This is a genomic window from Nocardioides ginkgobilobae (genome assembly GCF_054781275.1).
In genome coordinates this window covers 64,110-89,501 of the sequence record NZ_BAAGUS010000007.1, presented here as the reverse complement: position 1 = coordinate 89,501, position 25,392 = coordinate 64,110, and the positions used below count along the sequence as shown (strand labels likewise).

The window sequence follows — 25,392 nt, the reverse complement described above, 5'->3', positions numbered from 1 at the left end:
ACATCTCCCCGGGTCGTGTCGTTCTGGCCCCGGACCCGCATGATGTACCGGTAAACAACGAGAAGCGTCCAGGAGACCGATGACCAGCCTCGCCGAGCCCGTCCCCCAGGCGGCCCCGCTCGCCCAGCACCCGGTGTCCCGGCTGCGGTTCGCCGCCGCGGTCACCGCGCTGGCGACCGGTGGCTTCGCGATCGGCACGACGGAGTTCGTGACGATGGGGCTGCTGCCCCAGATCGCCGACGGCGTGGACGTGAGCATCCCGCAGGCCGGGCACCTCATCTCGGCGTACGCGCTCGGGGTCGTGGTGGGCGCCCCGCTGCTGGCCGCGCTCGGTGCCCGGCTGCCGCGGCGCGCGCTGCTGGTCACCCTCATCACCGCCTTCGGGCTGCTCAACCTGCTCTCCGCCGCGGTCTCCCACTACGGCCTGCTCGCCTTCGTCCGCTTCCTCGACGGCCTCCCGCACGGCGCCTACTTCGGCCTGGCCGCGCTCACCGCCGCGAGCATGGTCCCGGCGCACCGCCGAGGCCGGGCCCTGGCCCTGGTGATGATGGGCATCCCGGTCGCCAACCTGCTCGGCGTGCCGGCCGCGACGATCCTGGGCCAGCAGCTGGGCTGGCGCGCCGCCTTCGTCGCCGTCGGGCTGGTCAGCGCCCTGACCGTCGTGCTGATCCTGGCGTTCGTCCCCAGCACGCCCGGTGACCCCTCCGCCTCGAGCCGGCGCGAGCTCAGCGCCCTGCGCCACCCCCAGCTCTGGTACGCCGTCGGCGCCTCGGGCATCGGCTTCGGCGGCCTCTTCGCGCTCGTCTCCTACATCGCGCCGCTCACCACCGAGGTGGGCGGGCTGGGGGAGTCTGCCGTCGCGGTCTTCCTGCTCGTCATCGGCCTGGGCATGGTCGTCGGCAACCTCGTGGCCGGCCGCCTGGTCGACTGGTCGATCGAGCGCAGCCTGCGGATCGGCTCGGTCGGGCTCGCGGCGGCCCTCGCGCTCTACTGGGTGCTGGCGCCGTACGGCTGGGCAGCCCTCGTGGCCGGGTTCCTCACCACGGTCCTCGGCTCCGTGCTCGCCCTGGGCTTCCAGGTGCGGCTGATCGACGCCGCGGAGCACGCCCAGACCCTCGGCGCGGCACTGAGCCACGCCAGCCTCAACATCGGCAACAGCCTCGGCGCCTTCCTCGGCGGGGCCGTCATCGCCGCCGGTTGGGGCTTCCGCGCCCCGCTGGTCGTGGGTGTCGGGCTCAGCCTCGCGGGGCTACTGGTGCTGGTGCTGGCCCGGCGAGCGGACCGGAGCGCGCGTCAGGGAGAATGACGCGCATGTCAGCGACGACCGAGCCCGAGGTGGCGGTGCCCAGCGCTCCCACCGGTGGCGCCCGTCCGCGTGTCCTCTCGGGCATCCAGCCGACGGCCGACTCGTTCCACTTCGGCAACTACCTCGGCGCCCTGCGCCAGTGGGTGGACCTCCAGCGCGACCACCAACCGTTCTTCTTCATCGCCGACCAGCACGCGATCACGGTCGAGCAGGACCCGAAGGTGCTGCGCGAGCGCACCCTGCGCGCGGCCGCGCAGCTGCTCGCGATGGGCGTCGACCCCACGCGCAGCGCGATCTTCGTCCAGTCCCAGGTGCCCGAGCACGCCCAGCTGGCGTGGGTGCTGCAGTGCCTGACCGGCTTCGGCGAGGCGCGACGGATGACGCAGTTCAAGGACAAGTCGGCCAAGCAGGGAGAGGGTGCCGCGAGCGTCGGCCTCTTCACCTACCCGATCCTGCAGGCCGCCGACATCCTGCTCTACCGCCCGCACTACGTCCCGGTCGGCGAGGACCAGCGCCAGCACCTCGAGCTCACCCGCGACCTCGCCCAGCGCTTCAACCACCGCTACAAGAAGACCTTCCGGCTGCCCGAGCCCTACATCCTCAAGGCGACCGCGAAGATCGGGGACCTGCAGGACCCGACCTCGAAGATGTCGAAGTCGGCGTCCTCGCCGGCCGGCATCATCGAGATGCTCGACGAGCCCTCGCGCAGCGCCAAGAAGATCCGCTCCGCGGTGACGGACTCCGACTCCGAGGTCCGCTTCGACCCCGAGGCCAAGCCCGGCGTCTCCAACCTGCTGACGATCTTCTCGGCCCTCACTGCCCGGTCGGTCGGCGACCTCGCCGAGGAGTACTCCGGCAAGGGGTACGGCGACCTCAAGGGCGACCTCGCCGAGGTGGTGGTCGGCTTCGTGACGCCCTTCCGCGAGCGCACCCTGGAGCTGCTCGACGACCAGCGCTACCTCAGCGAGGTGCTCAAGCAGGGCGCCGAGCAGGCCCGCTCGGTCGCCGAGGGGACCCTGAGGGACGTCTACCAGCGGGTGGGCTTCGTGGCCCGCACCGAGGGCTAGGGTCGCGGGGTGCCCACGATCGGAGTCGCCGTCGCGATCCCGGAGCCCTGGGGCAAGCAGCTCCAGGACTACCGGGAGTCCGTCGGCGACGCCTCGGCCTCGCTCATCCCGACGCACATCACGCTCGTCCCGCCCACCGAGCTGGCCGAGGGCGAGCTGGAGGTCGTCGAGCAGCACCTGGCGAGCGTGGCCGGCCGGCGCCTGCCCTTCCGGGTCCACCTGCGGGGCACCGGCACCTTCCGCCCCGTCTCGCCGGTCGTCTTCGTCTCGCTGGCCGAGGGCATCGCCGACTGCGAGCAGCTGGCCGACGCCCTCCGTCAGGGCCCGCTCGACGTGGACCTCGACTACCCCTACCACCCGCACGTGACCGTCGCGCACGACGTCGAGGCCCGCTGCCTGGACCGGGCCTTCACCGAGCTGGCGGGCTTCGAGTGCACCTTCGAGGTCGAGCAGTTCCACCTCTACGTCCACGAGGCGGCCACCGGCTGGCGTCCCTACCGCGACTACGCCCTCGAGGGAGCCGGCTGACATGGCCTCGGTGGGGGACCGGCTCGGGGCCCTGCGCGAGCGACACGGCTGGGTCGACCACGTCGTGCGGATGCAGCAGCACTACGGCGCATCCCACGCCGGACAGCAGGCGGGGGCGATCACGTACTTCGCGTTCCTCTCCTTCTTCCCCGTCCTGGCCCTCGCGTTCTTCACGGTCGGGCTCCTGTCCTCCGTCCTCGACGGCGCGGACGATGCCCTGCGCACGGCGATCACCTCGCTCTTCCCCGAGATGATCGGTCCGGAGGAGGGCCAGCTCCAGCTGCGGGACTTCCGGAACTTCAGCGGTCTCGCCGGTCTGGTGGGACTCGCCGGCGTGCTGTACTCCGGCCTGGGCTGGATCTCGGCGCTGCGCGAGGCCCTGACGACCGTCTTCGAGGTGCCCGAGGACGAGCAGCCCGGGTTCGTCGCGGGCAAGCTCCGTGACCTGGTGGCGCTCGTCAGCATCGGGTCGACCCTGCTGGTCGCCGTGGCCGTGAGCGGCCTGGTCGCGGGCTTCTCGACCGACCTCCTCGGCTGGGCGGGGCTGGACCAGGAGCTCTCGTGGCTGGTCCAGCTGCTCACCGTCGCGCTCGGCCTGGCCGCCAACGCCGTGCTGTTCTTCACGATGTTCCGCCTGCTCGGCGGCGAGCACGTGCCTCGCGGCTCGCTGGTCTCCGGCGCGGTCCTCGGGGCCGTGGTCTTCGAGGTCCTCAAGCGGGCGGCCGGCCTCATCATCGCCCAGACCCAGGGCCAGCCCGCCTTCCAGGCCTTCGGTATCGCCCTGGTCATGCTCGTGTGGATCAGCTACTTCTCGCGCCTGGTCCTCTACGCCGCCTGCTGGTCGTGGACCTCGCCCGAGGCCCGGGAGGCGCGCGCCCGTGAGGCGGCCCTCGAGCCGGTCGCCCCGGTGCAGGGCCCGGCGCTGCCCAGCGGCGAGGACGCGGTGGCCTTCACGGCCGTCGGCGACGCAGCCGCCGAGGACGACGCCGGGGACAGGACCTCGAAGGTCAAGCCCTTCGCCGCCGGGGCCGCAGCGGCGCTGGGCGTGGTCGCGGCGAGCCGCCGCAGGAAGGACGAGACGTGAGGCTGGAGCGACGAGACGGCTGGTTCTTCGCCGCCGTGACCGTGTGGGGCGTCTTCTCCTGGACGATGTTCGCCCGCAACCTCGGGGCCGCGTACGCCGCCGGCGAGGACCGCGCCACGGGCTACTGGGTCGCCCACACCGTGCTGATCGTGGTCAACCTGGTCCTCACCGCCTTCTTCGCCCGCTACGCCTGGCGCACCCTGCGCGGCACGTCGCGCGGCTGACGCCCCCCGACGCAGCGAGCCGGGCCCACCCGGGAGGGTGGACCCGGCTCGGCCGGTCGATCAGGTGCGGGTCAGCGACCCTGGCTCAACGTCCCTGGCGCAGCGCGTCGCGCAGGTCGCGGTTGAGCTGGGAGATCACGTCGAGCGGGATCCCCTTGGGGCAGGCGGCAGCGCACTCACCGATGTTGGTGCAGCCGCCGAAGCCCTCGGCGTCGTGCTGGGCGACCATGTCGACCACGCGCGAGTAGCGCTCGGGCTGGCCCTGCGGGAGCTCGCCGAGGTGGGTGATCTTCGCGCCCATGAACAGCGAGGCCGAGCCGTTGGGGCAGGAGGCCACGCAGGCGCCGCAGCCGATGCAGGTCGCCACGTCGAAGGCGCGCATGGCCTTGTCGCGGGGTGCGGGCACCGAGTTGGCCTCGGGGGCCGAGCCGGTGTTCGCGGAGATGAACCCACCGGCCTGGATGATCCGGTCGAAGGCCGACCGGTCCACCACCAGGTCCTTGACCACCGGGAAGCCTGCGGCGCGCCACGGCTCGACGGTGATGGTGTCGCCGTCCTTGAACGAGCGCATGTGCAGCTGGCAGGTCGTGGTGACCTCCGGACCGTGCGCCTGGCCGTTGATCATCAGCGAGCACGAGCCGCAGATGCCCTCGCGACAGTCGTGGTCGAAGGCCACCGGCTCCTCACCCTGGGACTGCAGCTGCTCGTTGAGGACGTCGAGCATCTCCAGGAAGCTCATGTCCGTCGAGACGCCGTCGAGGTCGTAGGTCTTCATCGCACCCGGCGCGGAAGCGTTCTGCTGGCGCCAGATCTTCAGGGTCAGTCTCACTTGTAGCTCCGCTGCTTCATCTCGATGGCGGTGTAGACGAGGTCTTCCTTGTGCAGCACGGGCTGGCCGCCCTCGCCGCCGAACTCCCAGGCCGCGACGTAGGCGAACTCGTCGTCGTGGCGCAGCGCCTCGCCGTCCTCGGTCTGGGACTCGGCGCGGAAGTGGCCGCCGCAAGACTCGCGGCGGTTGAGGGCGTCGATGCACATGAGCTCACCGAGCTCGAGGAAGTCGGCCACGCGGCCGGCCTTCTCCAGGCTCTGGTTGAGCGAGTCGGCGGTGCCGAGCACCTTGACGTTGCTCCAGAAGTCGGCCTTGAGCTCGCGGATCATGTCGATCGCCTTGCGCAGGCCGTCCTCGGAGCGCTCCATGCCGCAGTACTCCCACATGATGTTGCCCAGCTCCTTGTGGTAGCTGTCCACCGTGCGGGTGCCGTTGATGGAGAGGAACTTCTGGATCCGGTCCTCGACGGAGGTGCGGGCCGCGACGACGTCGGGGTGCGACTCGTCGATCGGGGCGAACGGACCGTCGGCGAGGTACTCGCGGATGGTGTTCGGCAGCACGAAGTAGCCGTCGGCCAGGCCCTGCATCAGCGCCGAGGCGCCGAGGCGGTTGGCGCCGTGGTCGGAGAAGTTCGCCTCGCCGGTCACGAAGAGGCCCTCGATGTTGGACTGGAGGTCGTAGTCGACCCACAGGCCACCCATGACGTAGTGCACGGCGGGGTAGATCCGCATCGGGACCTGGTAGGGGTTCTCACCCGTGATCCGCTCGTACATGTCGAAGAGGTTGCCGTACTTCTCGCGCACCGCGTCCTCGCCGAGGCGGTTGATCGCGTCGGCGAAGTCGAGGTAGACGCCGCGGCGGAAGTCGCCGACCATCGGCCCGACGCCGCGACCCTCGTCGCAGACGTTCTTGGCCTGGCGGGAGGCGATGTCGCGGGGGACCAGGTTGCCGAAGGAGGGGTAGATCCGCTCCAGGTAGTAGTCGCGGTCCTCCTCGGGGATGTCGCGCGGGTCCTTGTCGCAGTCCTCGCGGTTCTTCGGCACCCAGATGCGGCCGTCGTTGCGCAGCGACTCCGACATCAGGGTCAGCTTCGACTGGTGGTCGCCGGAGACCGGGATGCAGGTCGGGTGGATCTGCGTGTAGCAGGGGTTGGCCATGTAGGCGCCCTTGCGGTGCGCACGCCACGCGGCGGTGACGTTGGAGCCCATCGCGTTGGTGGACAGGTAGAAGACGTTGCCGTAGCCGCCCGAGGCCAGCACGACGACGTCCGCGAGGTGCGTCTCGATCTCGCCGGTGACCAGGTCGCGCGCCACGATCCCGCGGGCCTTGCCGTCGGCGACGATCAGCTCGAGCATCTCGTGGCGGGTGTACTGGGTGACCGTGCCGGCCGCGACCTGGCGCTCCATGGCCTGGTAGGCGCCGATCAGCAGCTGCTGCCCGGTCTGGCCACGGGCGTAGAAGGTCCGCGAGACCTGGACGCCGCCGAAGGAGCGGTTGTCGAGCAGGCCGCCGTACTCACGCGCGAACGGGACGCCCTGCGCCACGCACTGGTCGATGATGTTCGTCGAGACCTCGGCGAGGCGGTAGACGTTCGACTCGCGCGAGCGGTAGTCGCCGCCCTTCACGGTGTCGTAGAAGAGGCGGTAGACGGAGTCGCCGTCCTCCTTGTAGTTCTTGGCCGCGTTGATGCCGCCCTGCGCGGCGATCGAGTGGGCCCGGCGCGGGGAGTCCTGGTAGCAGAAGGACTTCACGTTGTAGCCGGCCTCGCCGAGCGTGGCGGCGGCCGCGCCGCCGGCCAGGCCGGTGCCGACGATGATGATGTCGAGCTTGCGGCGGTTGGCGGGGTTGACCAGCCGGTTGTTCATCTTGTGCGTGGTCCAGCGGTCCTTGATCGGACCGGCGGGCGCCTTCGTGTCGCGGATCGGCTCACCGGGGGTGTAGTAGCCGTGCGCGTCGTCGGACTGCTGGACCGGGGGAGAGGTCAGCACGGTGTTGCCGCTGACGTCGACGTTCGATGCCATGTGGTCTCCAGGTGTCGGGTCGGTCGGGCCGTCAGCTGATGACGCCGAGGAGGGTGAAGATCGGGACCAGCGAGAAGCCGCCGGCGACCACGACGGCGAGCACCCAACCGGCGGCGCGGGCCCGGGTGCGGGCCGCCGCGGTGTTGGTGAAGCCGAGGGTCTGCAGGGCGCTGAAGGTGCCGTGGTGCAGGTGCAGCGCCAGCGCGGCCATGGCCGCGAGGTAGATCAGCGTCATCCACCACAGGTCGAAGGTGTCGACCATGAGGCGGTAGGGGTTGTTGGTCTCCCCGCCGGCCGGGTTGATCTTGACGATCGTGAAGTTCAGCAGGTGCCAGATGAGGAAGACCAGGATCGTCAGCCCGCCCCAGCGCATGGTGCGCGAGGAGAAGGAGGAGTTCTTGTACCTCCGGTTCGCGTACTTGACCGGGCGGGCCGCGTGCGCGCGGCGGGCCAGGACGACGGCGGCACCGACGTGCACGACGAGCGAAACGATCAGCCCGACCCGGATGATCCACAGCAGGCCGCTGTAGGGCAGCAGCGGCTCACCGAGCGTGCGCAGGTGCTCGGCGTACTCGTTGAACGCCAGCTCGCCGCTGAACGCCTTGAGGTTGCCGTACATGTGCGACAGCACGAAGCCGATGAAGACGAGGCCGCTGACGGCCATGACGAGCTTGAGCGTGATCGTCGAGCGCGAAGCGCGCGCTCCTCTGACGAGAGTCGGGGTTGCCACGAGGAGTCACGGTAGCGCGCTCAGCGAAGTCTCAGGATCCCCGGGTGTGTGACAAATCCCCCTCGGAGCGCCGTCGCGGGCACAGGTGAGGGTACCTTTACCTGTTGGCCCGACCTTCGTGGACCTCGAGGATCGAACACGTCACACTCTGTAGCCGCCGTCACGGCGCGTCCCTATGGTTCGCACCATGACTGGACCCGAGGGTGCGCTGGAGCTCGCGCACGCCGACGACGCCTGGACCCGGGCCGACTGGGAGAAGGCCACCGCCGCCGTGCTGCGCAAGTCGCGCCGGCTGCGCGAGGACGACCCCGACTCCCTGGTGTGGGAGAAGCTCACCCGCCGCACGCTCGACGGCATCGAGATCACCCCGCTCGGCACCCCGGCGTCGCTCGAGGGCCTCGAGACCGCCGGCCGGCCCGCCCGGGCCGGCGACTGGGACGTGCGCTCCCTGGTCGAGGCCGGACCCGCCAAGCAGCTCAACGAGGCGGCCCTGGTCGACCTCGAGGGCGGCGTCACCTCCCTGTGGGTGCAGGCCGGCGACGACACCGACCTCGCCGTCCTGCTCGAGGGGGTGCTCCTCGACCTGGCTCCCGTCGTGCTCGACGCCGGCGACGCCGCGCGCGAGGTGGCCGAGGCCTTCCTGGCGCACGCGGGCGACACCGACCTCGCCGCCGGCACCAACCTGGGGGCACCGGCCACCGCCGACGCCGCGACGCTGACGGCGCTCGCCCGGCTCGCCCGCGAGCGCTCGGTCCTCGGCGTCGTCGTCGACGGCACGCGCGTGCACGACCGGGGCGCCTCGGACGCCACCGAGCTCGGCTGGGTCCTGGCCGCAGGAGCCCGCGTGCTGCGCGTGCTGGAGCAGGGCGGCATCCCGGCCGCCGACGCCGCTGCCCTCGTGGAGCTGCGGCTGGCCGTCACCGATGACCAGTTCTCCTCCATCGCCAAGCTCCGCGCCGTGCGCCGGCTCTGGGCCCGGGTGCTGGAGCTCTCGGACGTGCGAGGTGTCGAGGCGCGGGTCCACGCCGTGACCAGCCGCCCGATGATGAGCGCCTACGACCCCTACAACAACATGCTCCGCACGACCGTCGCCGCGTTCGCGGCCGGCGTCGGCGGCGCCGACAGCGTCACGGTGCTCCCCTTCGACGCACCGCTCGGTCGTCCCGAGGCGCTCGGTCGCAGGATCGCACGCAACACCCACCACCTGCTCATCGACGAGTCGCACGTCGCCCACGTCGCCGACCCCGCCGGGGGCGCGTACGCCGTCGAGGAGCTCACCGACCGCCTGGCCCGCGCCGGGTGGGAGGTCCTCGGCCGCCTCGACACCCCCGAGGGGCCCGACTCCGGGGTGCTCGACGAGCTCGTCGCCGCCACCGTCGAGCAGCGCGACCGCGAGGTCGCCACCCGCAAGCGCCCGATCACCGGGCTCACCGAGTTCCCGAACCTCGCCGAGGAGCTCCCCGTCCGCGAGCCGTACGACGGGTGGCAGGACGTGCGCCCGTACGGGCAGGCCTTCGAGGCGATGCGCGCCGAGCCGCCCGCCGCCCGGGTCTTCCTGGCCACCCTCGGCCCGGTCGCCCAGCACACCGCCCGCGCGACGTTCGCCTCCAATCTGCTCGCCGCCGGCGGCATCGCCGTCGACGTGGCGGGCCCCACGGCCGGCCCCGACGAGCTGGTGGCGGCGTACTCCGGCCAGGCGGTCGTCTGCCTGGCCGGTTCCGACCCGACGTACGCGGAGTGGGGCGCGGCCGCCGCGGCCGCGCTGCGCGAGGCCGGGGCGACCCGCGTGGTCGTCGCCGGCAAGCCGGACGCCCTGGGCGAGGCGCAGAGCGTCGACGACTCCTGCGCGATGGGCGTCGACGCCCTCGCGTTCCTGACCCGCACGAGGGAGGCCCTCGCATGAGTGTTCCGAGCAGCTTCAGCGGACTGCCGTTGGTCGGTGGGGGCGCGGCCCCCTCGACCGGGACGCCGGCCCACGACCTGTGGACCGCGCCGGAGGGCATCGCCATCAAGACGTCCTACGGCCCGGAGGACCTCGCCGGTCTCGACGCCCTGGACACCTACCCGGGCCTCAGCCCGTTCCTGCGCGGCCCCTACCCGACGATGTACACCACCCAGCCGTGGACGGTGCGCCAGTACGCCGGGTTCTCCACCGCCGAGGAGTCCAACGCCTTCTACCGCCGCAACCTCGCGGCCGGCCAGAAGGGCCTCTCGGTCGCCTTCGACCTCGCGACCCACCGCGGCTACGACTCCGACCACCCGCGCGTGCGCGGCGACGTCGGCATGGCGGGCGTGGCGATCGACTCGATCTACGACGCCCGCACCCTCTTCGAGGGCATCCCGCTGGACCAGATGTCGGTGTCGATGACCATGAACGGCGCCGTGCTGCCGGTCATGGCGCTCTACATCGCCGCGGCCGAGGAGCAGGGCGTCAAGCCCGAGCAGCTCGCCGGGACCATCCAGAACGACATCCTCAAGGAGTTCATGGTCCGCAACACCTACATCTACCCGCCGGCGCCGTCGATGCGGATCATCTCCGACATCTTCGCGTTCACGGCCGAGCGGATGCCGCGGTTCAACTCGATCTCGATCTCCGGCTACCACATGCAGGAGGCCGGGGCGACCAACGACCTCGAGCTGGCCTACACCCTCGCCGACGGCGTCGAGTACATCCGCGCCGGCCTCGAGGCCGGCCTGGACATCGATGCGTTCGCGCCGCGGCTGAGCTTCTTCTGGGCCATCGGCATGAACTTCTTCATGGAGGTCGCCAAGATGCGCGCCGCCCGCGCGCTGTGGTCGCGCCTGGTGCGCGAGTTCGACCCGAAGAACCCCAAGTCGCTGTCGCTGCGGACCCACAGCCAGACCTCCGGCTGGAGCCTCACCGCGCAGGACGTCTTCAACAACGTGGGCCGCACCTGCATCGAGGCGATGGCCGCGACCCAGGGCCACACCCAGTCGCTGCACACCAACGCCCTCGACGAGGCGATCGCGCTGCCGACGGACTTCTCGGCCCGGATCGCTCGCAACACCCAGCTGCTGCTGCAGCAGGAGTCCGGCACCACCGGCACCATCGACCCCTGGGCAGGCTCCTACTACGTCGAGCGCCTCACCCACGACCTCGCGGAGCGCGCCTGGGCGCACATCCAGGAGGCCGAGGCCGCCGGCGGCATGGCCAAGGCGATCGAGCAGGGCATCCCGAAGATGCGCATCGAGGAGGCGGCCGCCCGCACCCAGGCGCGCATCGACTCCGGCGCGCAGAAGGTCATCGGCGTCAACACCTTCCGGCTCGCCGCCGAGGACAAGCTCGACGTCCTGCGCGTCGACAACGACGACGTCTACCGCCGCCAGCTCGCCAAGCTCGAGCGGCTGCGCGCGGAGCGCGACGACGACGCCGTACGCCGCTCGCTGGACGCCCTCACGCACTCGGCCGAGTCCGGGGCCAGCGGGATGGACGGCAACCTGCTGGCGCTGGCCGTCGACGCGGCCCGCAACAAGGCCACCGTCGGTGAGATCTCCGAGGCGCTGGAGAAGGTCTACGGCCGCCACCAGGCCGTCATCCGTACGATCAGCGGCGTGTTCCGCGACGAGTCCGGCGACGGCGAGGGTGCCCAGCACGTCAAGCAGGTGCTCGCCGAGACCGCGGAGTTCGAGGAGGCCGAGGGCCGCCGTCCGCGCATCCTCGTCGCCAAGATGGGCCAGGACGGCCACGACCGCGGCCAGAAGGTCATCGTCTCGGCCTTCGCCGACATGGGCTTCGACGTCGACGTGGGGCCGCTGTTCTCCACGCCGGAGGAGGTCGCGCAGCAGGCGGTGGACAACGACGTGCACATCGTCGGTGTCAGCTCGCTGGCCGCGGGCCACCTCACCCTGCTCCCGGCGCTGCGCGCAGCGCTGGCCGAGCAGGGCCGGGACGACATCATGGTCGTCATCGGTGGCGTGATCCCGCCCGACGACGTGCCCACGCTGCTGGAGATGGGTGCTGCCGAGGTGTTCCTGCCCGGCACGGTCATCGCCCAGTCGGCGCTGTCGCTGCTGGCCAAGCTGCGCGCCCAGCTCGGCCACTGATGTCGGAGGTCTCGGGGACCGACGGGCAGCCGGACGACAAGGTGTCCCGCCTGGTCGAGGGTGTCCGCGCGCAGCGGCGCGCAGCGGTCTCGCAGGCGATCACCCTGGTGGAGTCCTCGCGCCCGCAGCACCGCGCGCAGGCGCGGGAGCTGCTCACGGCGCTCGCCGAGGACTCCGGGGGCCGCGACGTCGTGCGCGTCGGGATCTCCGGCGTTCCCGGCGTCGGGAAGTCGACCTTCATCGAGTCCCTCGGCACCCGGCTGGTCGCCGAGGGCCACAAGGTGGGGGTGCTGGCGGTCGACCCGTCCAGCGTGCGCACCGGCGGCTCGGTGCTGGGCGACAAGACCCGGATGGGCCGGCTGTCGGTCGCTCCCGAGGCGTTCATCCGCCCCTCCCCGTCGGCCGGCACCCTCGGCGGGGTCGCCCGCGCGACGGTGCAGGCCATGGCGGTGCTCGAGGCGGCGGCGTACGACGTCATCCTGGTGGAGACGGTCGGGGTCGGTCAGTCCGAGGTGACCGTCGCCGGCATGGTCGACACCTTCCTGTTCCTCACCCTCGCCCGCACCGGTGACCAGCTGCAGGGCATCAAGAAGGGCATCCTCGAGATCGCCGACGTCATCGCCGTCAACAAGGCCGACGGCGACCGGGCGCAGGAGGCCCGCGCGGCCGCCCGGGACCTCGCCGGCGCGCTGCGCCTGGTGCGCGGCAAGGGGGAGTGGGCCCCGCCGGTCGTCACCTGCTCGGGCCTGCACGACCTCGACGTCGACGACGTCTGGGCGCGAGTGCTGGCCCACCGCGAGCACCTCGGTGCCGACGGGCTGACCCACAAGCGGGCCGAGCAGCAGCTGGAGTTCACCTGGGCGATGGTCCGCGACGAGCTCGACCAGCGGCTGCGCACCTCGCCGGGGGTCCGCGCGGTGCGCGAGGAGATCAGCACGCAGGTGCTGGCCGGCGACCTCCCGGCCACCGTGGCCGCGGACCGGCTCCTCGCGGCGTACGACGAGGACCGGCCGGTCGCGTAGCCCGATGGCCCGGCCGCACCAGGCGGGGCAGCCCGGACGGGTCGTGCGTTCGGGACTTTGGACCCGTGTGCTAAGGGCGGCACAGGACGAGCATCAGGACTCCTTTACTTCTTTACCCAGCCCCCCAGGAGTCCTCGTGAAGCACTCATCCCGGTCCGGTCTCGCCGCGGCCGCCCTGGCCTCGCTCGCGGTCGTCACCACCACGACGACGCCCGCCGTCGCCGCCACTCCCGACGAGGTCGCCGGCGGCCTCGTCTCCCCGCTCAGCCTCGCGGTCGACGGCGACGGCACCGTCGTCGTCGCGCAGAACTTCGGCGGCGTCCTCACCCAGCTCGGCCCCGGCAGCTCCCGCAAGGACCTGGTGACCCTCGAGGGCACCGAGGTCGGCGGGGTCTCGGTCGTGGACGGCGTCACGACGTTCGTGACCACCGCCATGGGCCCCGAGCCGGCCGCCGGCCTGTGGACCCTCGAGCCGAACGGCGAGCCGGTCCAGGTCGCCGACCTCTGGGCGTACGAGCAGGAGGTCAATCCCGACGGGGGGACGCGCTACGGCGTCAAGGGCCTCGACCGCTCCTGCAAGCGCAAGGTCGACAAGGAGCTCAGGCCGCTCTTGGCCTACGACGGCATCGAGGAGTCGCACCCCTACGCCACGCTCGTCGTCGGGGAGACCACCTACGTCGCCGACGCGGCCGGCAACTCGGTCCTCGCCGTCACCGACGGCGAGGTCAGCACCGTGGCCACGCTTCCCCCGGTGAAGATCGGCATCACGAAGCGCCGCGCCAAGGTCATGGGCCTGCCCGGATGCGCCAAGGGCTCGACGTACAAGGCCGAGGGCGTGCCCACCGACGTCGAGATGGGCCCGGACGGCAACCTCTACGTCACCTCGCTGCCGGGGGGCCCCGAGGACCCGCGTATGGGCGCCAACGGCGGGGTCTACCGCATCGACCTCACCACCGGCGAGGTGAGCAGGTACGCCGGCGGGCTGACCTCGCCGGTCGGGCTCGCGATCGGCCCGGACGGCACGGCGTACGTCTCCATGCTCTTCGCCTCGGTGGTGATGGAGCAGAAGTTCCTGCAGGAGCCGACGGTCTTCGCCGAGGTCCCCTTCCCCGGCGACGTCGAGCTGCACGACGGCACGGTCTACGTGACCGAGACCGACCTGATGGGCGACCCCACCGCTCCGGGAGGTCGGGTCCTGGCGCTGACCCCGGACGCCGGCTAGGTCCTGCCGCCGGGAGGGCGTGGGTCGGGCCCGAGGGTCCGGCCCACGCCTGACCGGGATGCGCGTGCTGCCGCCCACCCCTCTGCCGGGTCGGTGCCCACTACCCTGGGCAGGACATGACCACCGCCCCGATGCCCCCCTCCGACATGATCGCCCAGGCCGTCGCGTCGCACGAGCGAGAGCTGGTCGCCCTGCGGCGGGACCTGCACGCCCACCCCGAGCTGTCGTGGGAGGAGTCGCGCACCACCGAGGAGGTGGCTCGCCGGCTGCAGGTCGCGGGCTGGCGGATCGAGCGGCTCCCGCGCAGCGGGCTGGTGGCCGAGATCGGCACCCACGGGCGCACCGTCGGCCTGCGGGCGGACCTCGACGCCCTGCCCGTGGAGGAGCTGTCGGAGGACCCGTGGCGCTCCACGGTCCCCGGGGTCGCGCACGCCTGCGGCCACGACGTGCACACCACCGCCCTGGTCGGGGCCGCCCACGCGCTGGCCCGCCTGCACGCGTGCGGCGAGCTGGGCGGTCGGGTCCGGCTGTTCTTCCAGCCGGCCGAGGAGGTCATGCCCGGCGGGGCGGTGCACCTCATGGGCCTGGGCCTGCTCGACGACGTCGAGCGGGTCTTCGCGCTGCACTGCGACCCCGGCGTGGACGTCGGGCAGGTCGGCCTGCGGCTGGGACCCCTCACCAGCGCCGCCGACCGGCTGGAGGTCCGGCTGGAGGGCTCGGGCGGCCACACCTCGCGTCCGCACCTGACCGGCGACCTCACCTTCGCCCTGGCCAAGGTCACCACCGAGCTGCCCGCGATCCTCTCGCGCCGCCTCGACCCGCGCTCGGGCGTCTCGGTGGTGTGGGGCCACATCCAGGCGGGCTCGGCGCCCAACGTCATCCCCGACCGGGGCTTCCTCTCGGGCACGGTCAGGATCCTCGACGCGGTCGCCTGGGCCGACTGCGAGAAGCTCGTGCGCGAGGTCGTGCACGAGATCGTGCGCCCCTACGGCGTGACCGCGCACCTGGACTACCAGCGCGGCGTCCCGCCCGTGGTCAACGAGTCGCTCTCCAACCGGATCCTGGCCGAGGCCGTCACCGAGGTGCTGGGCCCCGACGGCCAGGTCGTGGCCCCGCAGAGCCTCGGCGGGGAGGACTTCGGGTGGTACCTCGACCAGGTGCCCGGCGCGATGATGCGCCTCGGCACCCGCACGCCCGGTGGGCCGACGTACGACCTGCACCAGGGCAACCTGCACGTCGACGAGCGGGCGATCGCCATCGGCGCCCGGCTGATGGCCGAGGCCGCCTGGCGGGCGCTGCGCGCCTGACCCGGCCCGGGGGCCGCGCTCGACCCGCGCGGGCCAGGTCACCGACGCATAACAACCGGGACTATTTCGCCCCGCGCCCCACCCGCCCTGCCCGCGCGGCCCTAGGGTGACGCCGTGTGCCCCGCGCCCCGGGGTGCAGACGATCTCACCAGGAGGGTTGCCGTGAGGAAGACGGCTCGATTTGCAGCGGTGGCCATGGCCGCCGCCCTCACCCTGTCCGCGTGCGGTTCCGACGACGGCGCCGACGAGGGCACCGACAACGGGGACGCTCCCGCCGCCACCAGCGACGTCAAGGTCGGCATGGCCTACGACGTGGGTGGCCGCGGCGACCAGTCCTTCAACGACTCCGCCGCCGCCGGTCTCGACCAGGCGGTCGAGGAGTTCGGCATGGAGGCCCAGGAGTCCGAGGCCGAGGACGGTGAGGCCGAGTCCGCCCGCGAGGAGCGCCTGCGCACCTTCGCCGACGCCGGCTACAACCCGATCATCGCCGTGGGCTTCGCCTACGCCGCCTCGATCGCGAAGGTCTCCGAGGAGTACCCGGACGTCAACTTCGCCATCATCGACGACTCCAGCGTCGAGGCCGACAACGTCGCCAGCCTGGTCTTCGCCGAGGAGCAGGGCTCGTTCCTGGTCGGTGCGGCCGCCGCGCTCAAGACCGAGACCGACCAGATCGGCTTCGTCGGCGGTGTCGAGACCCCGCTCATCCAGAAGTTCGAGGCCGGCTACGTCGCCGGTGCCGAGGCCGTCAACCCCGACATCGAGGTCGACGTCACCTACCTGACCCAGGTCCCGGACTTCTCCGGCTTCGCCGACCCGGCCAAGGGCAAGACCGCCGCCCAGGGCATGTTCGACAACGGCGCCGACATCGTCTACCACGCCGCCGGTGGTTCCGGTGGCGGTGTCTTCGAGGCCGCCTCCGAGTCGGGCAACTTCGCGATCGGTGTCGACTCCGACCAGTACAACACCGCCGACCCGTCGGTGCAGGACGTCATCTTGACCTCGATGCTCAAGAACGTGAACGTCGCCGTCTACGAGTACCTCTCCGAGGTCGAGGCGGGCGAGGTCCCCTCGGGCGTCACCACCTACGACCTCGCGGTCGACGGTGTCGGCTACTCCACGAGCGGCGGCTTCGTCGACGACATCGTGGACCAGCTCGACGAGTTCAAGCAGCAGATCATCGACGGCGAGATCACGGTGCCCACCGCTCCGTGATCCCCCGTCGGTGACGCAGCGTCACCACGCACGGTCCGCAGGCCACGTCCGCACGCAGCGGGCGTGGCCTGCGGCTTCCCGCCCCGACAGGAGCGTCGGATAGCGTGCTCGTCGGCGCGGAGAGGGTCCGCGCCACTCACTCGTCCTCGGGGACCGGAAGGGGCTCTCGTGCCAGACGTCGCACCTGCGGTGCGCCTGCGGGGGATCGGCAAACGGTTCCCGGGCGTCATCGCGAACGACGACATCAACATCGACGTCGCTCGCGGGACGATCCACGCGATCGTCGGTGAGAACGGCGCCGGCAAGTCGACGCTGATGAAGATCCTGTACGGCGTCCAGGCGCCCGACTCGGGCACCATCGAGATCGCCGGCGAGCAGGTCTCCCTGTCCTCGCCCGCGGACGCGATCCGGCACGGCGTCGGCATGGTCTTCCAGCACTTCCAGCTGGCCGACAACTTCACCGTCCTGGAGAACGTCGTCCTGGGCGCGGAGAAGCTGCACGGCATCGGCGCGGCAGCCCGTGCCGAGATCACGCGCATCTCCGACGCCTACGGCCTGGGCATCGAGCCCGACCGCCTCGTCGAGGACCTCGGTGTCGGGGCCCGGCAGCGCGTGGAGATCCTCAAGGTGCTCTACCGCGGCGCCAAGGTCGTCATCCTCGACGAGCCCACCGCCGTGCTCGTCCCGCAGGAGGTCGACGAGCTCTTCGGCAACCTGCGCGAGCTCAAGGCCGAGGGCCTCTCGGTCATCTTCATCTCCCACAAGCTCGACGAGGTGCTCTCGGTCGCCGACGAGATCACCGTCATCCGCCGCGGTACGACGGTCGCGACCGTCGACCCGGACGGCGTCACCTCGCGGCAGCTCGCGGAGCTCATGGTGGGCTCGGAGCTGCCCAGCCCCTCCACGGAGTCCTCGACCGTCACCGAGCGCGTGACCCTGCACGTCGCTGACCTCTCGCTGCCCGGCCCCGAGGGTCCCGGGCAGGGCCGGCCGCTGCTGGACGCCATCTCCTTCGACATCCACGCGGGCGAGGTCCTGGGCATCGCCGGCGTCGAGGGCAACGGCCAGGCCGAGCTCGTCGAGGCGATCATGGGCATGCGTCCGGGGGCCACGGGTAGCGTCCGGCTGGCCGGCGTCGACCTGGACCAGCTCTCCACCCGGCGCCGCCGCGAGGCCGGCATCGGCTACATCCCCGAGGACCGGCACCGCCACGGGCTCCTGCTCGACGCGCCCCTGTGGGAGAACCGCGTCCTGGGCCACCAGACCCGCAAGCCCTGGGCCCGCCTCGGGCTGATCGACCGCAAGGCCGCCCGGGCCGACACCGAGCGGATCGTCGCCGACTACGACGTGCGCACCCCCGGTGTCGACACGCTCGCCCGTGCCCTGTCCGGCGGCAACCAGCAGAAGCTGATCGTGGGCCGCGAGATGAGCGGCGAGCCGATCCTGCTGATCGCCGCCCACCCCACCCGGGGTGTCGACGTGGGCGCCCAGGCCGCGATCTGGGGCCACATCAAGCAGGCCCGCCGCGAGGGTCTCGCGGTGCTCCTGATCTCCGCCGACCTCGACGAGCTGATCGGCCTGTCCGACCGGATCGAGGTCATCCTGCGCGGGCGGATGGTCGGCTCGTTCGACCCCTCGCACGTGACGCCCGAGCAGCTCGGCTCGGCCATGACCGGTGCGGGAGGTGCCGCGTGAAGGGTCCACGTCTGGTGAAGCTGGGCCTGGGGCTGGCCGCCCCGGTGCTCGCGCTGCTGCTCGCCTTCCTCATCACCAGCCTCGTGCTGGTCGTGGCCGGAGACCCGGTCGGGGAGGTCTGGTCGACGATCCTCGGGGTCCCCGAGGAGCGCAACATCGCCAACATCCTCAACAACGCCACCGTGCTCTACCTCTCCGGCCTGGCCGTGGCGGTGGGCTTCCGGATGAACCTGTTCAACATCGGCGTCGACGGCCAGTACCGCGTCGCGGCCTTCGTGGCCGCCGTCGTCGCAGGTGAGGCGTGGCTGCCGGGTGCCGCCAACACCGTCCTGGCGATCCTGGCCGCGATGCTGGCCGGGGCCGCGTGGGCCGGCATCGCGGGCGTCCTGCGCGCCCGCCGCGGCGTCAGCGAGGTCATCTCCACGATCATGCTGAACTTCATCGCCACCGGTCTCGTGGCCTACTTCCTGCGCCGGGTCGCGGTGCGCGAGGAGGGCAGCAACGACATCGGCACCAAGGAGATCCCCGAGGGCTCGCGGATCCCGGGCTTCAGCATCGGTGACGGCCCGACCGAGGTCTATGGCTTCATCTTCCTGGCCGCCCTGGCGGGCTTCGTCTACTGGTTCGTGCTCAACCGCACCCGCTTCGGCTTCGACCTGCGCGCCACCGGCCGCTCGACCACCGCCGCGGTGGCCAGCGGCATCTCGGTGACGAAGATGACCGTCGTCGCGATGCTGATCTCCGGCGCGGTCGCCGGCCTCGTCGGCCTGCCGCTGCTGTTCGGCGACTCCTACAGCTACGGCTCGACCTTCCAGTCCGGCCTGGGCTTCGCGGGCATCGCGATCGCCCTGCTGGGCCGCAACCACCCGATCGGCATCGCCATCGGCGCGCTGCTCTTCGCCTACCTCGACGAGCAGTCCAACCCGCTGCAGATCCTGGTGGGCGTCTCGCCGGACATCGTGGCCATCACCCAGGGCGTCATCGTCTTGACGGTGGTCATCTCCTACGAGGTGGTGCGCCGCTACGGCGTGCGCCTCGAGCAGCACGCCGTGGCCCGCGCGCTGGCGGCCGACCGTCCCGCCCCGGCCACCCAGGACGACCAGGAGGCCCGCGCATGAGCGTCGCGACCCACCCCACGCCCCCCGCTCCCGGGACCGCCCGCAAGCGTCGGCTGCCCCGCCTGTGGTGGCTGGCCGCAGCCGTGCTGGTCATGCTCGCCATCTCCACCCTGCGGGTCGTGACCGGCGCCGACGACATCGCCTCCTCCGGCACGGTCCGCGCCACCCTCATCGCGCTCGTCCCGATCATGCTCGCCGGCCTCGGCGGCCTGTGGTCCGAGCGCGCGGGCGTGGTCAACATCGGCCTCGAGGGGATGATGGTCCTCGGCACCTTCGGTGCGGGCTACTTCGCCTACCACCACGGGGCCTGGGCCGGTGTCGCCGGCGCCCTCGTGCTCGGCATGATCGGCGGCCTCATCCACGCCACCGCCACCGTCGTCTTCGGCGTCGACCACATCATCTCCGGCGTCGCCATCAACATCATCGCCGTGGGCGCGGTGCAGTACCTCGCCTCGCTGACCTTCGTGGGCCTGCCCGGCGGCGGTGCGACCCAGTCCCCGAAGCTGCCCGGCGTCGGCTCGATCACGATCGGCCCGCTCAGCGACGCCCTCGGCGAGGTCGAGGAGAAGGACCTGTTCTTCGTCTCCGAGGTCGCCGCCGTCGCCCGTGCCCTGGTCACCAACCTGTCCTGGCTCGTGGTGATCGCCTTCCTGCTGCTCTTCGTCACCTACTGGGTGCTGTGGCGGACCTCCTTCGGCCTGCGCCTGCGCTCGACCGGTGAGAGCCCCTCGGCCGCGGAGTCCCTGGGCGTGGCGGTGCTGCGCTACAAGTTCGTCGCGGTGCTCATCTCCGGCGCCCTGGCCGGCCTCGCCGGCGGCTTCCTGGCGATGGTGGCCTCGTCGAACTACCGCGACGGCCAGACCGGCGGCCGCGGCTACATCGGCCTCGCGGCGATGATCTTCGGCAACTGGCGCCCGGGCGGCCTGCTGGCCGGCTCCGGCCTGTTCGGCTACACCCAGACCCTCGGCCTGCGCCAGGGCGGCACCTCGGTGCACGCGCTGCTGCTGGCGGTCGCGGTGCTCGCGATCGGCCTGGCCGGCTACCAGCTCTATCGCAAGCAGGTCCCGCTGGCCGTCGGCATCCTCGTGGCCGCTGCCGCGCTCATCGCGGTCTACGCCGCGATCGACGTCGTGCCCGGCGACTTCGTCAACATCACGCCGTACGTCGTGACGCTGCTGGTCCTGGCCTTCGCCTCGCAACGACTACGCATGCCCGCGGCCGACGGCCAGGTCTACCGCAAGGGGAGTGCCGGGTGACCCCGGTCGCGCCCGACGAGACCTTCGACTGGGACGCCCTCACCACCCACGCCGTCGAGGCCTCGCGGCGCGCCTACGCGCCGTACTCCTCCTTCGCCGTCGGTGCGGCCGCGATCGTCGACGACGGGCGCCTGGTCACCGGCTGCAACGTCGAGAACGCGGCGTACGGCGTGGCGCTGTGCGCCGAGTGCGGGCTGGTCAGCCGGCTGCACATCGAGGGTGGCGGGCGGCTCACGCACTTCGTGTGCGTGGGCGGCAAGGTCGGCACCGACCCGGTCGTGGTGATGCCATGCGGGCGCTGCCGTCAGCTGCTGTGGGAGAACGGCGGGGCGGACATGGAGATCATGACCGTGTCCGGCCTGCGGCGGATGAGCGAGGTGCTGCCGGATGCCTTCGGCCCCGACGACCTCGCTTGACCTGACCGACCCGGCCGTCGTCGCCGACCCCTACCCGTTCTTCGCGCGCGAGCGCGCCGAGCACGCGGTGGCCTGGCACGAGCAGTCCGGGTCGTTCCTGACCTTCAGCCACGCCGCGGTCTCGGCCGTGCAGCGCGACCGGCGCCTGGGTCGGCTGTGGACCGACCGCGAGCCGGCGGCGCGCCTGGAGCCGTTCAACCTGCTGCACCGCAACCAGATGATGGAGAACGAGCCGCCGGAGCACACCCGGCTGCGGCGTCCCGTGGCCTCGGCCTTCAGCCGCGGGCACGTCGAGCGGCTGCGGCCGCGGGTCCGCGAGCTCGCCTCCGGGCTGCTCGCGGAGGTCTCCGGCGCTGCGTCGGGCGAGGGCTTCGACGTCGTCGCGGCCTACGCCGAGCCGCTGCCCGTCCTCGTCATCGCCGAGCTGCTGGGCGTCCCGGCCAGCCACGCCGGCGACCTGCGCGACTGGTCGCAGGCGATCGTGCGGATGTACGAGCCGCGGCCGGCCGAGGACGTCGTCGACGCCGCCGTGCGCGCGTCGGAGGACTTCGCGGCGCTGGTGCGCGACCTGGTCGCCGTACGCCGCCGCACGCCGGCCGACGACCTCGTGACCGACCTGGCGGCGACCGAGCTCTCCGACGACGAGGTCGTGGCCGCCGTCGTGCTGCTGCTCAACGCCGGCCACGAGGCCTCGGTCAACGTCTTCGGCAACGGCCTGGTCGCGATGCTGCGCCGCGGGCTGCGCCCGGGGCCGGACGTGCCCGCGTGCGTGGAGGAGATGCTGCGCTTCGACTCCGCCCTCCAGCTCTTCGAGCGCACCGCCACCGAGCCGGTCGAGCTGCCCGGCGGGGTGCTGGTCGAGCCGGGCCAGAAGGTCAGCGCGCTGCTGGGCGCCGCCAACCGCGACCCCGTGGTCTTCGAGCGGCCCGACGACTTCGACGTGGCCCGGAGCCCCAACCCGCACCTGGCCTTCGGGGTCGGGGTGCACTTCTGCCTGGGTGCGCCGCTGGCCCGGATGGAGCTGGCGGAGTCGGTGGCGCTGCTGTGGGAGCGCTTCCCGGGGCTGGCGCTGGCGGGGGAGCCGGAGAGCCGCGGCACGTTCGTGCTGCGGGGGCACCACCGGGTGCCGGTGAGGGACGAGCCACAGGGGGAGAGGGAGTCATGAGCACGCACGACGCGGTCGAGGTCATCACCACCAAGCGGGACGGTGGGAGCCTGAGCGACAGCCAGATCGACTGGGTGGTCGACGCCTACACCCGTGGCGACGTCGCCGACGAGCAGATGTCCTCGCTGGCGATGGCGATCCTGCTCAACGGCATGGAGCAGCGCGAGATCGCCCGCTGGACGGCTGCGATGATCGCCTCGGGCGAGCGGATGGACTTCTCGGCGCTCTCACGGCCCACGGCGGACAAGCACTCCACCGGGGGCGTGGGCGACAAGATCACCCTGCCGCTGGCCCCGCTGGTCGCCGCCTGCGGCGTCGCGGTGCCGCAGCTGTCGGGCCGCGGCCTGGGCCACACCGGCGGCACCCTCGACAAGCTCGAGGCCATCCCCGGCTGGCGCGCGGCGCTGTCCAACGAGGAGATGATGCGCCAGCTCGAGGAGGTCGGCGCGGTCATCTGCGCTGCGGGCGACGGACTGGCCCCGGCGGACAAGAAGCTCTACGCGCTGCGCGACGTCACCGGCACCGTCGAGGCGATCCCGCTCATCGCCTCATCGATCATGAGCAAGAAGATCGCCGAGGGCACCGGAGCCCTGGTGCTCGACGTCAAGGTCGGCACGGGCGCCTTCATGAAGGACCTCGACCGTGCCCGCGAGCTCGCGCGCACGATGGTCGCGCTGGGCACCGACGCCGGCGTGCGCACCACGGCCCTGCTCACCGACATGTCCACCCCGCTCGGCCTCACGGCCGGCAACGCCATCGAGGTGGCCGAGTCGGTCGAGGTGCTGGCCGGTGGGGGCCCCGCCGACGTCGTCGAGCTCACCGTCGCCCTGGCCCGCGAGATGCTCGCCGGTGCCGGGGTCGACGGCGTGGACCCCGCCGACAAGTTGGCCGACGGCTCGGCGATGGACGCCTGGAAGGCGATGGTCCGCGCGCAGGGCGGCGACCCCGACGCGGCGCTGCCCGAGGCCAAGGAGTCCCACGTCGTCGCTGCGCCGACCACCGGCGTCCTGACCCGGCTCGACGCGATGGCCGTCGGCATGGCCGCCTGGCGCCTCGGCGCGGGCCGCGCCCGCAAGGAGGACCCCGTGCAGGCCGGCGCCGGCGTCGTGTGGCACGCCCGCCCCGGTGACGAGGTCACCGAGGGGCAGCCCCTGTTCACCCTGCTCACCGACGAGCCCGCGCGCTTCGAGCGGGCGCTGGCCAGCCTCGAGGGCGGGTACGACGTGGAGCCGGCCGGCACGGCGTACGAGTCGTCCCCGATCGTGCTCGAGCGGATCGACTGACCCGCCCAGCGGCGCCTCAGGCGTCGAGCAGCAGGACGACCGTCTCGGCGACGCAGGCCGGCTTGGCCTCGTCCTCGATCTCGATCGTGTAGCGCAGCGTCATCTGCTTGCCCGCAGGGATGTCGACGACCTCGCCGATGCCGACGTGGGCACGGATGCGCTTGCCGACCCGGACGGGGTTCGGGAAGCGCACCTTGTTGATGCCGTAGTTGAGCTTCGCCCCCGGCGTGGCCAGGTCGAAGACCTTGCTGCCCAGCCACGGGACGAGGGAGAGCGTGAGGTAGCCGTGGGCGATCGTGCCGCCGAAGGGACCCGCGGCCGCCTTCTCAGCGTCCACGTGGATCCACTGGTGGTCGTCGGTGGCGTCGGCGAAGGTGTCGACCCGCTCCTGCGTGATCTCGACCCACTCCGAGACACCGATGTCCTCGCCGGCTGCGGCAGCGACCTCGTCGAGGCTGGTGAACACGCGCATGGGGGGCTCTCCTCCGTGGGGGTGGGGGTGTGCTGGGGTGGTTGGATGACGCCATGAGCGCCACGCCGGAGCAACCTACCGCCCTGTCCCGAGACCAGGTCCGGGCGGCGCCCAAGGTGCTGCTCCACGACCACCTCGACGGTGGCCTGCGGCCCGCCACGATCCTCGAGCTGGCCGCCGAGTGCGGCCACGCGCTGCCTGCGGGTGACGCGGACTCGCTGGCGGCGTGGTTCGCCGACTCCGCCGACTCCGGGTCGCTGGAGCGCTACCTGGAGACCTTCTCCCACACGGTGGCGGTGATGCAGACCCGCGAGGCGCTGGTGCGGGTGGCGCGCGAGTGCGTCGAGGACCTCGCCGCCGACGGCGTGGTCTACGCCGAGGTGCGCTACGCCCCCGAGCAGCACGTCGAGCAGGGGCTCTCCCTCGACGAGGTCGTCTCGGCCGTGGCCGAGGGCTTCGCGCAGGGCGAGGAGGCGGCGGGCGGACGCATCGTCGTGCGCCAGCTGCTCACCGCGATGCGGCACCAGGCGCGGTCGATGGAGATCGCCGAGCTGGTCGTGGCCTGGCGCGACCGCGGCGTGGTCGGCTTCGACATCGCCGGCGCGGAGGCGGGCTACCCCCCGACCCGGCACCTCGACGCCTTCGAGTACCTCCAGCGCGAGAACTCGCACTTCACCATCCACGCCGGCGAGGGCTTCGGGCTGCCGTCGATCTGGCAGGCGATCCAGTGGTGCGGGGCCGACCGGCTGGGCCACGGCGTGCGGATCGTGGACGACATCACCGTCCACGACGACGGCAGCGTCGAGCTGGGCCGGCTGGCGGCGTACGTCCGCGACAAGCGGATCCCGCTGGAGATGTGCCCTGCCTCCAACGTGCAGACCGGCGCGGCCACCTCGATCGCCGAGCACCCGATCGGGCTGCTGAAGCAGCTGCGCTTCCGGATCACCGTCAACACCGACAACCGGCTGATGAGCCGCACCTCGATGACCGACGAGATGTGGTCGCTGGTGCAGGCCTTCGGCTACGGCGCGCACGACCTGCGGTGGTTCACCGTCAACGCCATGAAGTCGGCCTTCCTGCCCTTCGACGAGCGGCTGGCGCTGATCGACGGGGTCATCAAGCCCGGGTACGCCGCGCTGGGAGGTTGACGTGGTCCTCGCCCTCCTCATGCTGGGCGCCGCCGGGGTCGCGCTGGCGCTCTCGGCGCTGCTGGCCGTGCGGGGCGTCCGCGAGGGTCGTCGTGGGGAGGAGGACGCCGCGGCGACGGCCCTGGGCCTGGCCCGGATCATGCTCGGACTGGCCGTCTCGCTGCCGGTGGCGTGGGCGCTGATCGTGTTCATCACCGGGTACGGCGGCTGAGGCAGCAGTCG

At 72.0% G+C, this 25,392-nt stretch carries 23 protein-coding genes; 19 read left to right on the top strand and 4 right to left on the bottom strand.

Features of this window, described 5'->3' with window-relative positions; translation table 11 throughout:
* The first annotated feature begins 79 nt into the window (after positions 1-79).
* From ACYVID_RS08910 to ACYVID_RS08890, 5 genes are read left to right on the top strand one after another with little or no spacing between them, the layout of a single operon-like run.
* Complete coding sequence (locus tag ACYVID_RS08910) at positions 80-1,306, top strand: MFS transporter (RefSeq protein WP_460736357.1); 1,227 nt, start codon at positions 80-82, stop codon at positions 1,304-1,306.
* Between the two features lie 5 nt (positions 1,307-1,311).
* A complete protein-coding gene (trpS, locus tag ACYVID_RS08905) occupies positions 1,312-2,373 on the top strand; it encodes a tryptophan--tRNA ligase (protein WP_460736356.1) in 1,062 nt (353 codons plus the stop codon).
* Between the two features lie 9 nt (positions 2,374-2,382).
* Positions 2,383-2,901, top strand: coding sequence for a 2'-5' RNA ligase family protein (locus tag ACYVID_RS08900; RefSeq protein ID WP_460736355.1), 519 nt, complete (start codon positions 2,383-2,385; stop codon positions 2,899-2,901).
* 1 nt (position 2,902) lies between these two features.
* On the top strand, positions 2,903-3,985 hold the full coding sequence (locus ACYVID_RS08895) for a YihY/virulence factor BrkB family protein (RefSeq protein WP_460736354.1): 1,083 nt from the start codon (positions 2,903-2,905) through the stop codon (positions 3,983-3,985).
* Positions 3,982-4,209 (top strand): SCO4848 family membrane protein, encoded by a 228-nt coding sequence (locus tag ACYVID_RS08890; RefSeq protein ID WP_460736353.1) that lies wholly within the window; start codon positions 3,982-3,984, stop codon positions 4,207-4,209. The genes ACYVID_RS08895 and ACYVID_RS08890 overlap by 4 nt, the downstream gene beginning before the upstream one ends.
* An 85-nt stretch (positions 4,210-4,294) precedes the next feature.
* Here ACYVID_RS08890 and ACYVID_RS08885 read toward each other — a convergent pair whose 3' ends face one another.
* The 3 genes from ACYVID_RS08885 to ACYVID_RS08875 are packed head-to-tail and all read right to left on the bottom strand — an operon-like array spanning position 4,295 to position 7,789.
* Entirely contained in the window at positions 4,295-5,038 is a 744-nt protein-coding gene (locus tag ACYVID_RS08885; RefSeq protein WP_300644995.1) for a succinate dehydrogenase/fumarate reductase iron-sulfur subunit, read from the bottom strand.
* On the bottom strand, positions 5,035-7,059 hold the full coding sequence (locus tag ACYVID_RS08880) for a fumarate reductase/succinate dehydrogenase flavoprotein subunit (protein WP_460736352.1): 2,025 nt from the start codon (positions 7,057-7,059) through the stop codon (positions 5,035-5,037). The genes ACYVID_RS08885 and ACYVID_RS08880 overlap by 4 nt, the downstream gene beginning before the upstream one ends.
* Positions 7,060-7,090: 31 nt before the next feature.
* On the bottom strand, positions 7,091-7,789 hold the full coding sequence (locus ACYVID_RS08875; RefSeq protein ID WP_460736351.1) for a succinate dehydrogenase cytochrome b subunit: 699 nt from the start codon (positions 7,787-7,789) through the stop codon (positions 7,091-7,093).
* A gap of 187 nt (positions 7,790-7,976) precedes the next feature.
* On the opposite strand from ACYVID_RS08875, the gene ACYVID_RS08870 reads away from it, so the two are divergent.
* The 12 genes from ACYVID_RS08870 to ACYVID_RS08815 all read left to right on the top strand — a co-directional run bounded on the left by ACYVID_RS08870 (position 7,977) and on the right by ACYVID_RS08815 (position 23,550).
* Positions 7,977-9,692, top strand: coding sequence for a methylmalonyl-CoA mutase family protein (locus ACYVID_RS08870; RefSeq protein ID WP_460736350.1), 1,716 nt, complete (start codon positions 7,977-7,979; stop codon positions 9,690-9,692).
* Complete coding sequence (scpA, locus tag ACYVID_RS08865; RefSeq protein WP_460736349.1) at positions 9,689-11,854, top strand: methylmalonyl-CoA mutase; 2,166 nt, start codon at positions 9,689-9,691, stop codon at positions 11,852-11,854. Before ACYVID_RS08870 ends, scpA begins: the two co-directional genes overlap by 4 nt.
* On the top strand, positions 11,854-12,876 hold the full coding sequence (gene meaB / locus ACYVID_RS08860) for a methylmalonyl Co-A mutase-associated GTPase MeaB (RefSeq protein WP_460736348.1): 1,023 nt from the start codon (positions 11,854-11,856) through the stop codon (positions 12,874-12,876). Before scpA ends, meaB begins: the two co-directional genes overlap by 1 nt.
* Before the next feature lie 136 nt (positions 12,877-13,012).
* Positions 13,013-14,098, top strand: coding sequence for a ScyD/ScyE family protein (locus ACYVID_RS08855; RefSeq protein ID WP_460736347.1), 1,086 nt, complete (start codon positions 13,013-13,015; stop codon positions 14,096-14,098).
* Positions 14,099-14,214: 116 nt separating this feature from the next.
* Complete coding sequence (locus ACYVID_RS08850; RefSeq protein WP_460736346.1) at positions 14,215-15,405, top strand: amidohydrolase; 1,191 nt, start codon at positions 14,215-14,217, stop codon at positions 15,403-15,405.
* A gap of 162 nt (positions 15,406-15,567) precedes the next feature.
* Complete coding sequence (locus ACYVID_RS08845; RefSeq protein WP_460736345.1) at positions 15,568-16,617, top strand: BMP family lipoprotein; 1,050 nt, start codon at positions 15,568-15,570, stop codon at positions 16,615-16,617.
* Between the two features lie 168 nt (positions 16,618-16,785).
* Positions 16,786-18,312, top strand: a complete 1,527-nt coding sequence (locus ACYVID_RS08840; RefSeq protein WP_460736344.1) for an ABC transporter ATP-binding protein — start codon at positions 16,786-16,788, stop codon at positions 18,310-18,312.
* A complete protein-coding gene (locus ACYVID_RS08835) occupies positions 18,309-19,430 on the top strand; it encodes an ABC transporter permease (protein ID WP_460736343.1) in 1,122 nt (373 codons plus the stop codon). Before ACYVID_RS08840 ends, ACYVID_RS08835 begins: the two co-directional genes overlap by 4 nt.
* Positions 19,427-20,686 carry an ABC transporter permease gene (locus ACYVID_RS08830; RefSeq protein ID WP_460736342.1) on the top strand — a complete coding sequence of 420 codons (1,260 nt, stop codon included), beginning with the start codon at positions 19,427-19,429 and terminating at the stop codon, positions 20,684-20,686. The genes ACYVID_RS08835 and ACYVID_RS08830 overlap by 4 nt, the downstream gene beginning before the upstream one ends.
* Entirely contained in the window at positions 20,683-21,102 is a 420-nt protein-coding gene (locus ACYVID_RS08825) for a cytidine deaminase (protein ID WP_460736341.1), read from the top strand. The genes ACYVID_RS08830 and ACYVID_RS08825 overlap by 4 nt, the downstream gene beginning before the upstream one ends.
* Positions 21,074-22,267, top strand: a complete 1,194-nt coding sequence (locus tag ACYVID_RS08820) for a cytochrome P450 (protein ID WP_460736340.1) — start codon at positions 21,074-21,076, stop codon at positions 22,265-22,267. The genes ACYVID_RS08825 and ACYVID_RS08820 overlap by 29 nt, the downstream gene beginning before the upstream one ends.
* Positions 22,264-23,550, top strand: a complete 1,287-nt coding sequence (locus tag ACYVID_RS08815; protein ID WP_460736339.1) for a thymidine phosphorylase — start codon at positions 22,264-22,266, stop codon at positions 23,548-23,550. Before ACYVID_RS08820 ends, ACYVID_RS08815 begins: the two co-directional genes overlap by 4 nt.
* A gap of 16 nt (positions 23,551-23,566) precedes the next feature.
* Here ACYVID_RS08815 and ACYVID_RS08810 read toward each other — a convergent pair whose 3' ends face one another.
* Entirely contained in the window at positions 23,567-24,022 is a 456-nt protein-coding gene (locus tag ACYVID_RS08810) for a MaoC family dehydratase (RefSeq protein WP_300646090.1), read from the bottom strand.
* Between the two features lie 53 nt (positions 24,023-24,075).
* Between ACYVID_RS08810 and ACYVID_RS08805 the strand changes: the two genes are divergently transcribed.
* Both ACYVID_RS08805 and ACYVID_RS08800 read left to right on the top strand, forming a co-directional pair.
* Complete coding sequence (locus ACYVID_RS08805) at positions 24,076-25,170, top strand: adenosine deaminase (protein WP_460736338.1); 1,095 nt, start codon at positions 24,076-24,078, stop codon at positions 25,168-25,170.
* Between the two features lies 1 nt (position 25,171).
* On the top strand, positions 25,172-25,381 hold the full coding sequence (locus tag ACYVID_RS08800) for a hypothetical protein (protein WP_460736337.1): 210 nt from the start codon (positions 25,172-25,174) through the stop codon (positions 25,379-25,381).
* The last annotated feature ends 11 nt before the right edge of the window (positions 25,382-25,392 follow it).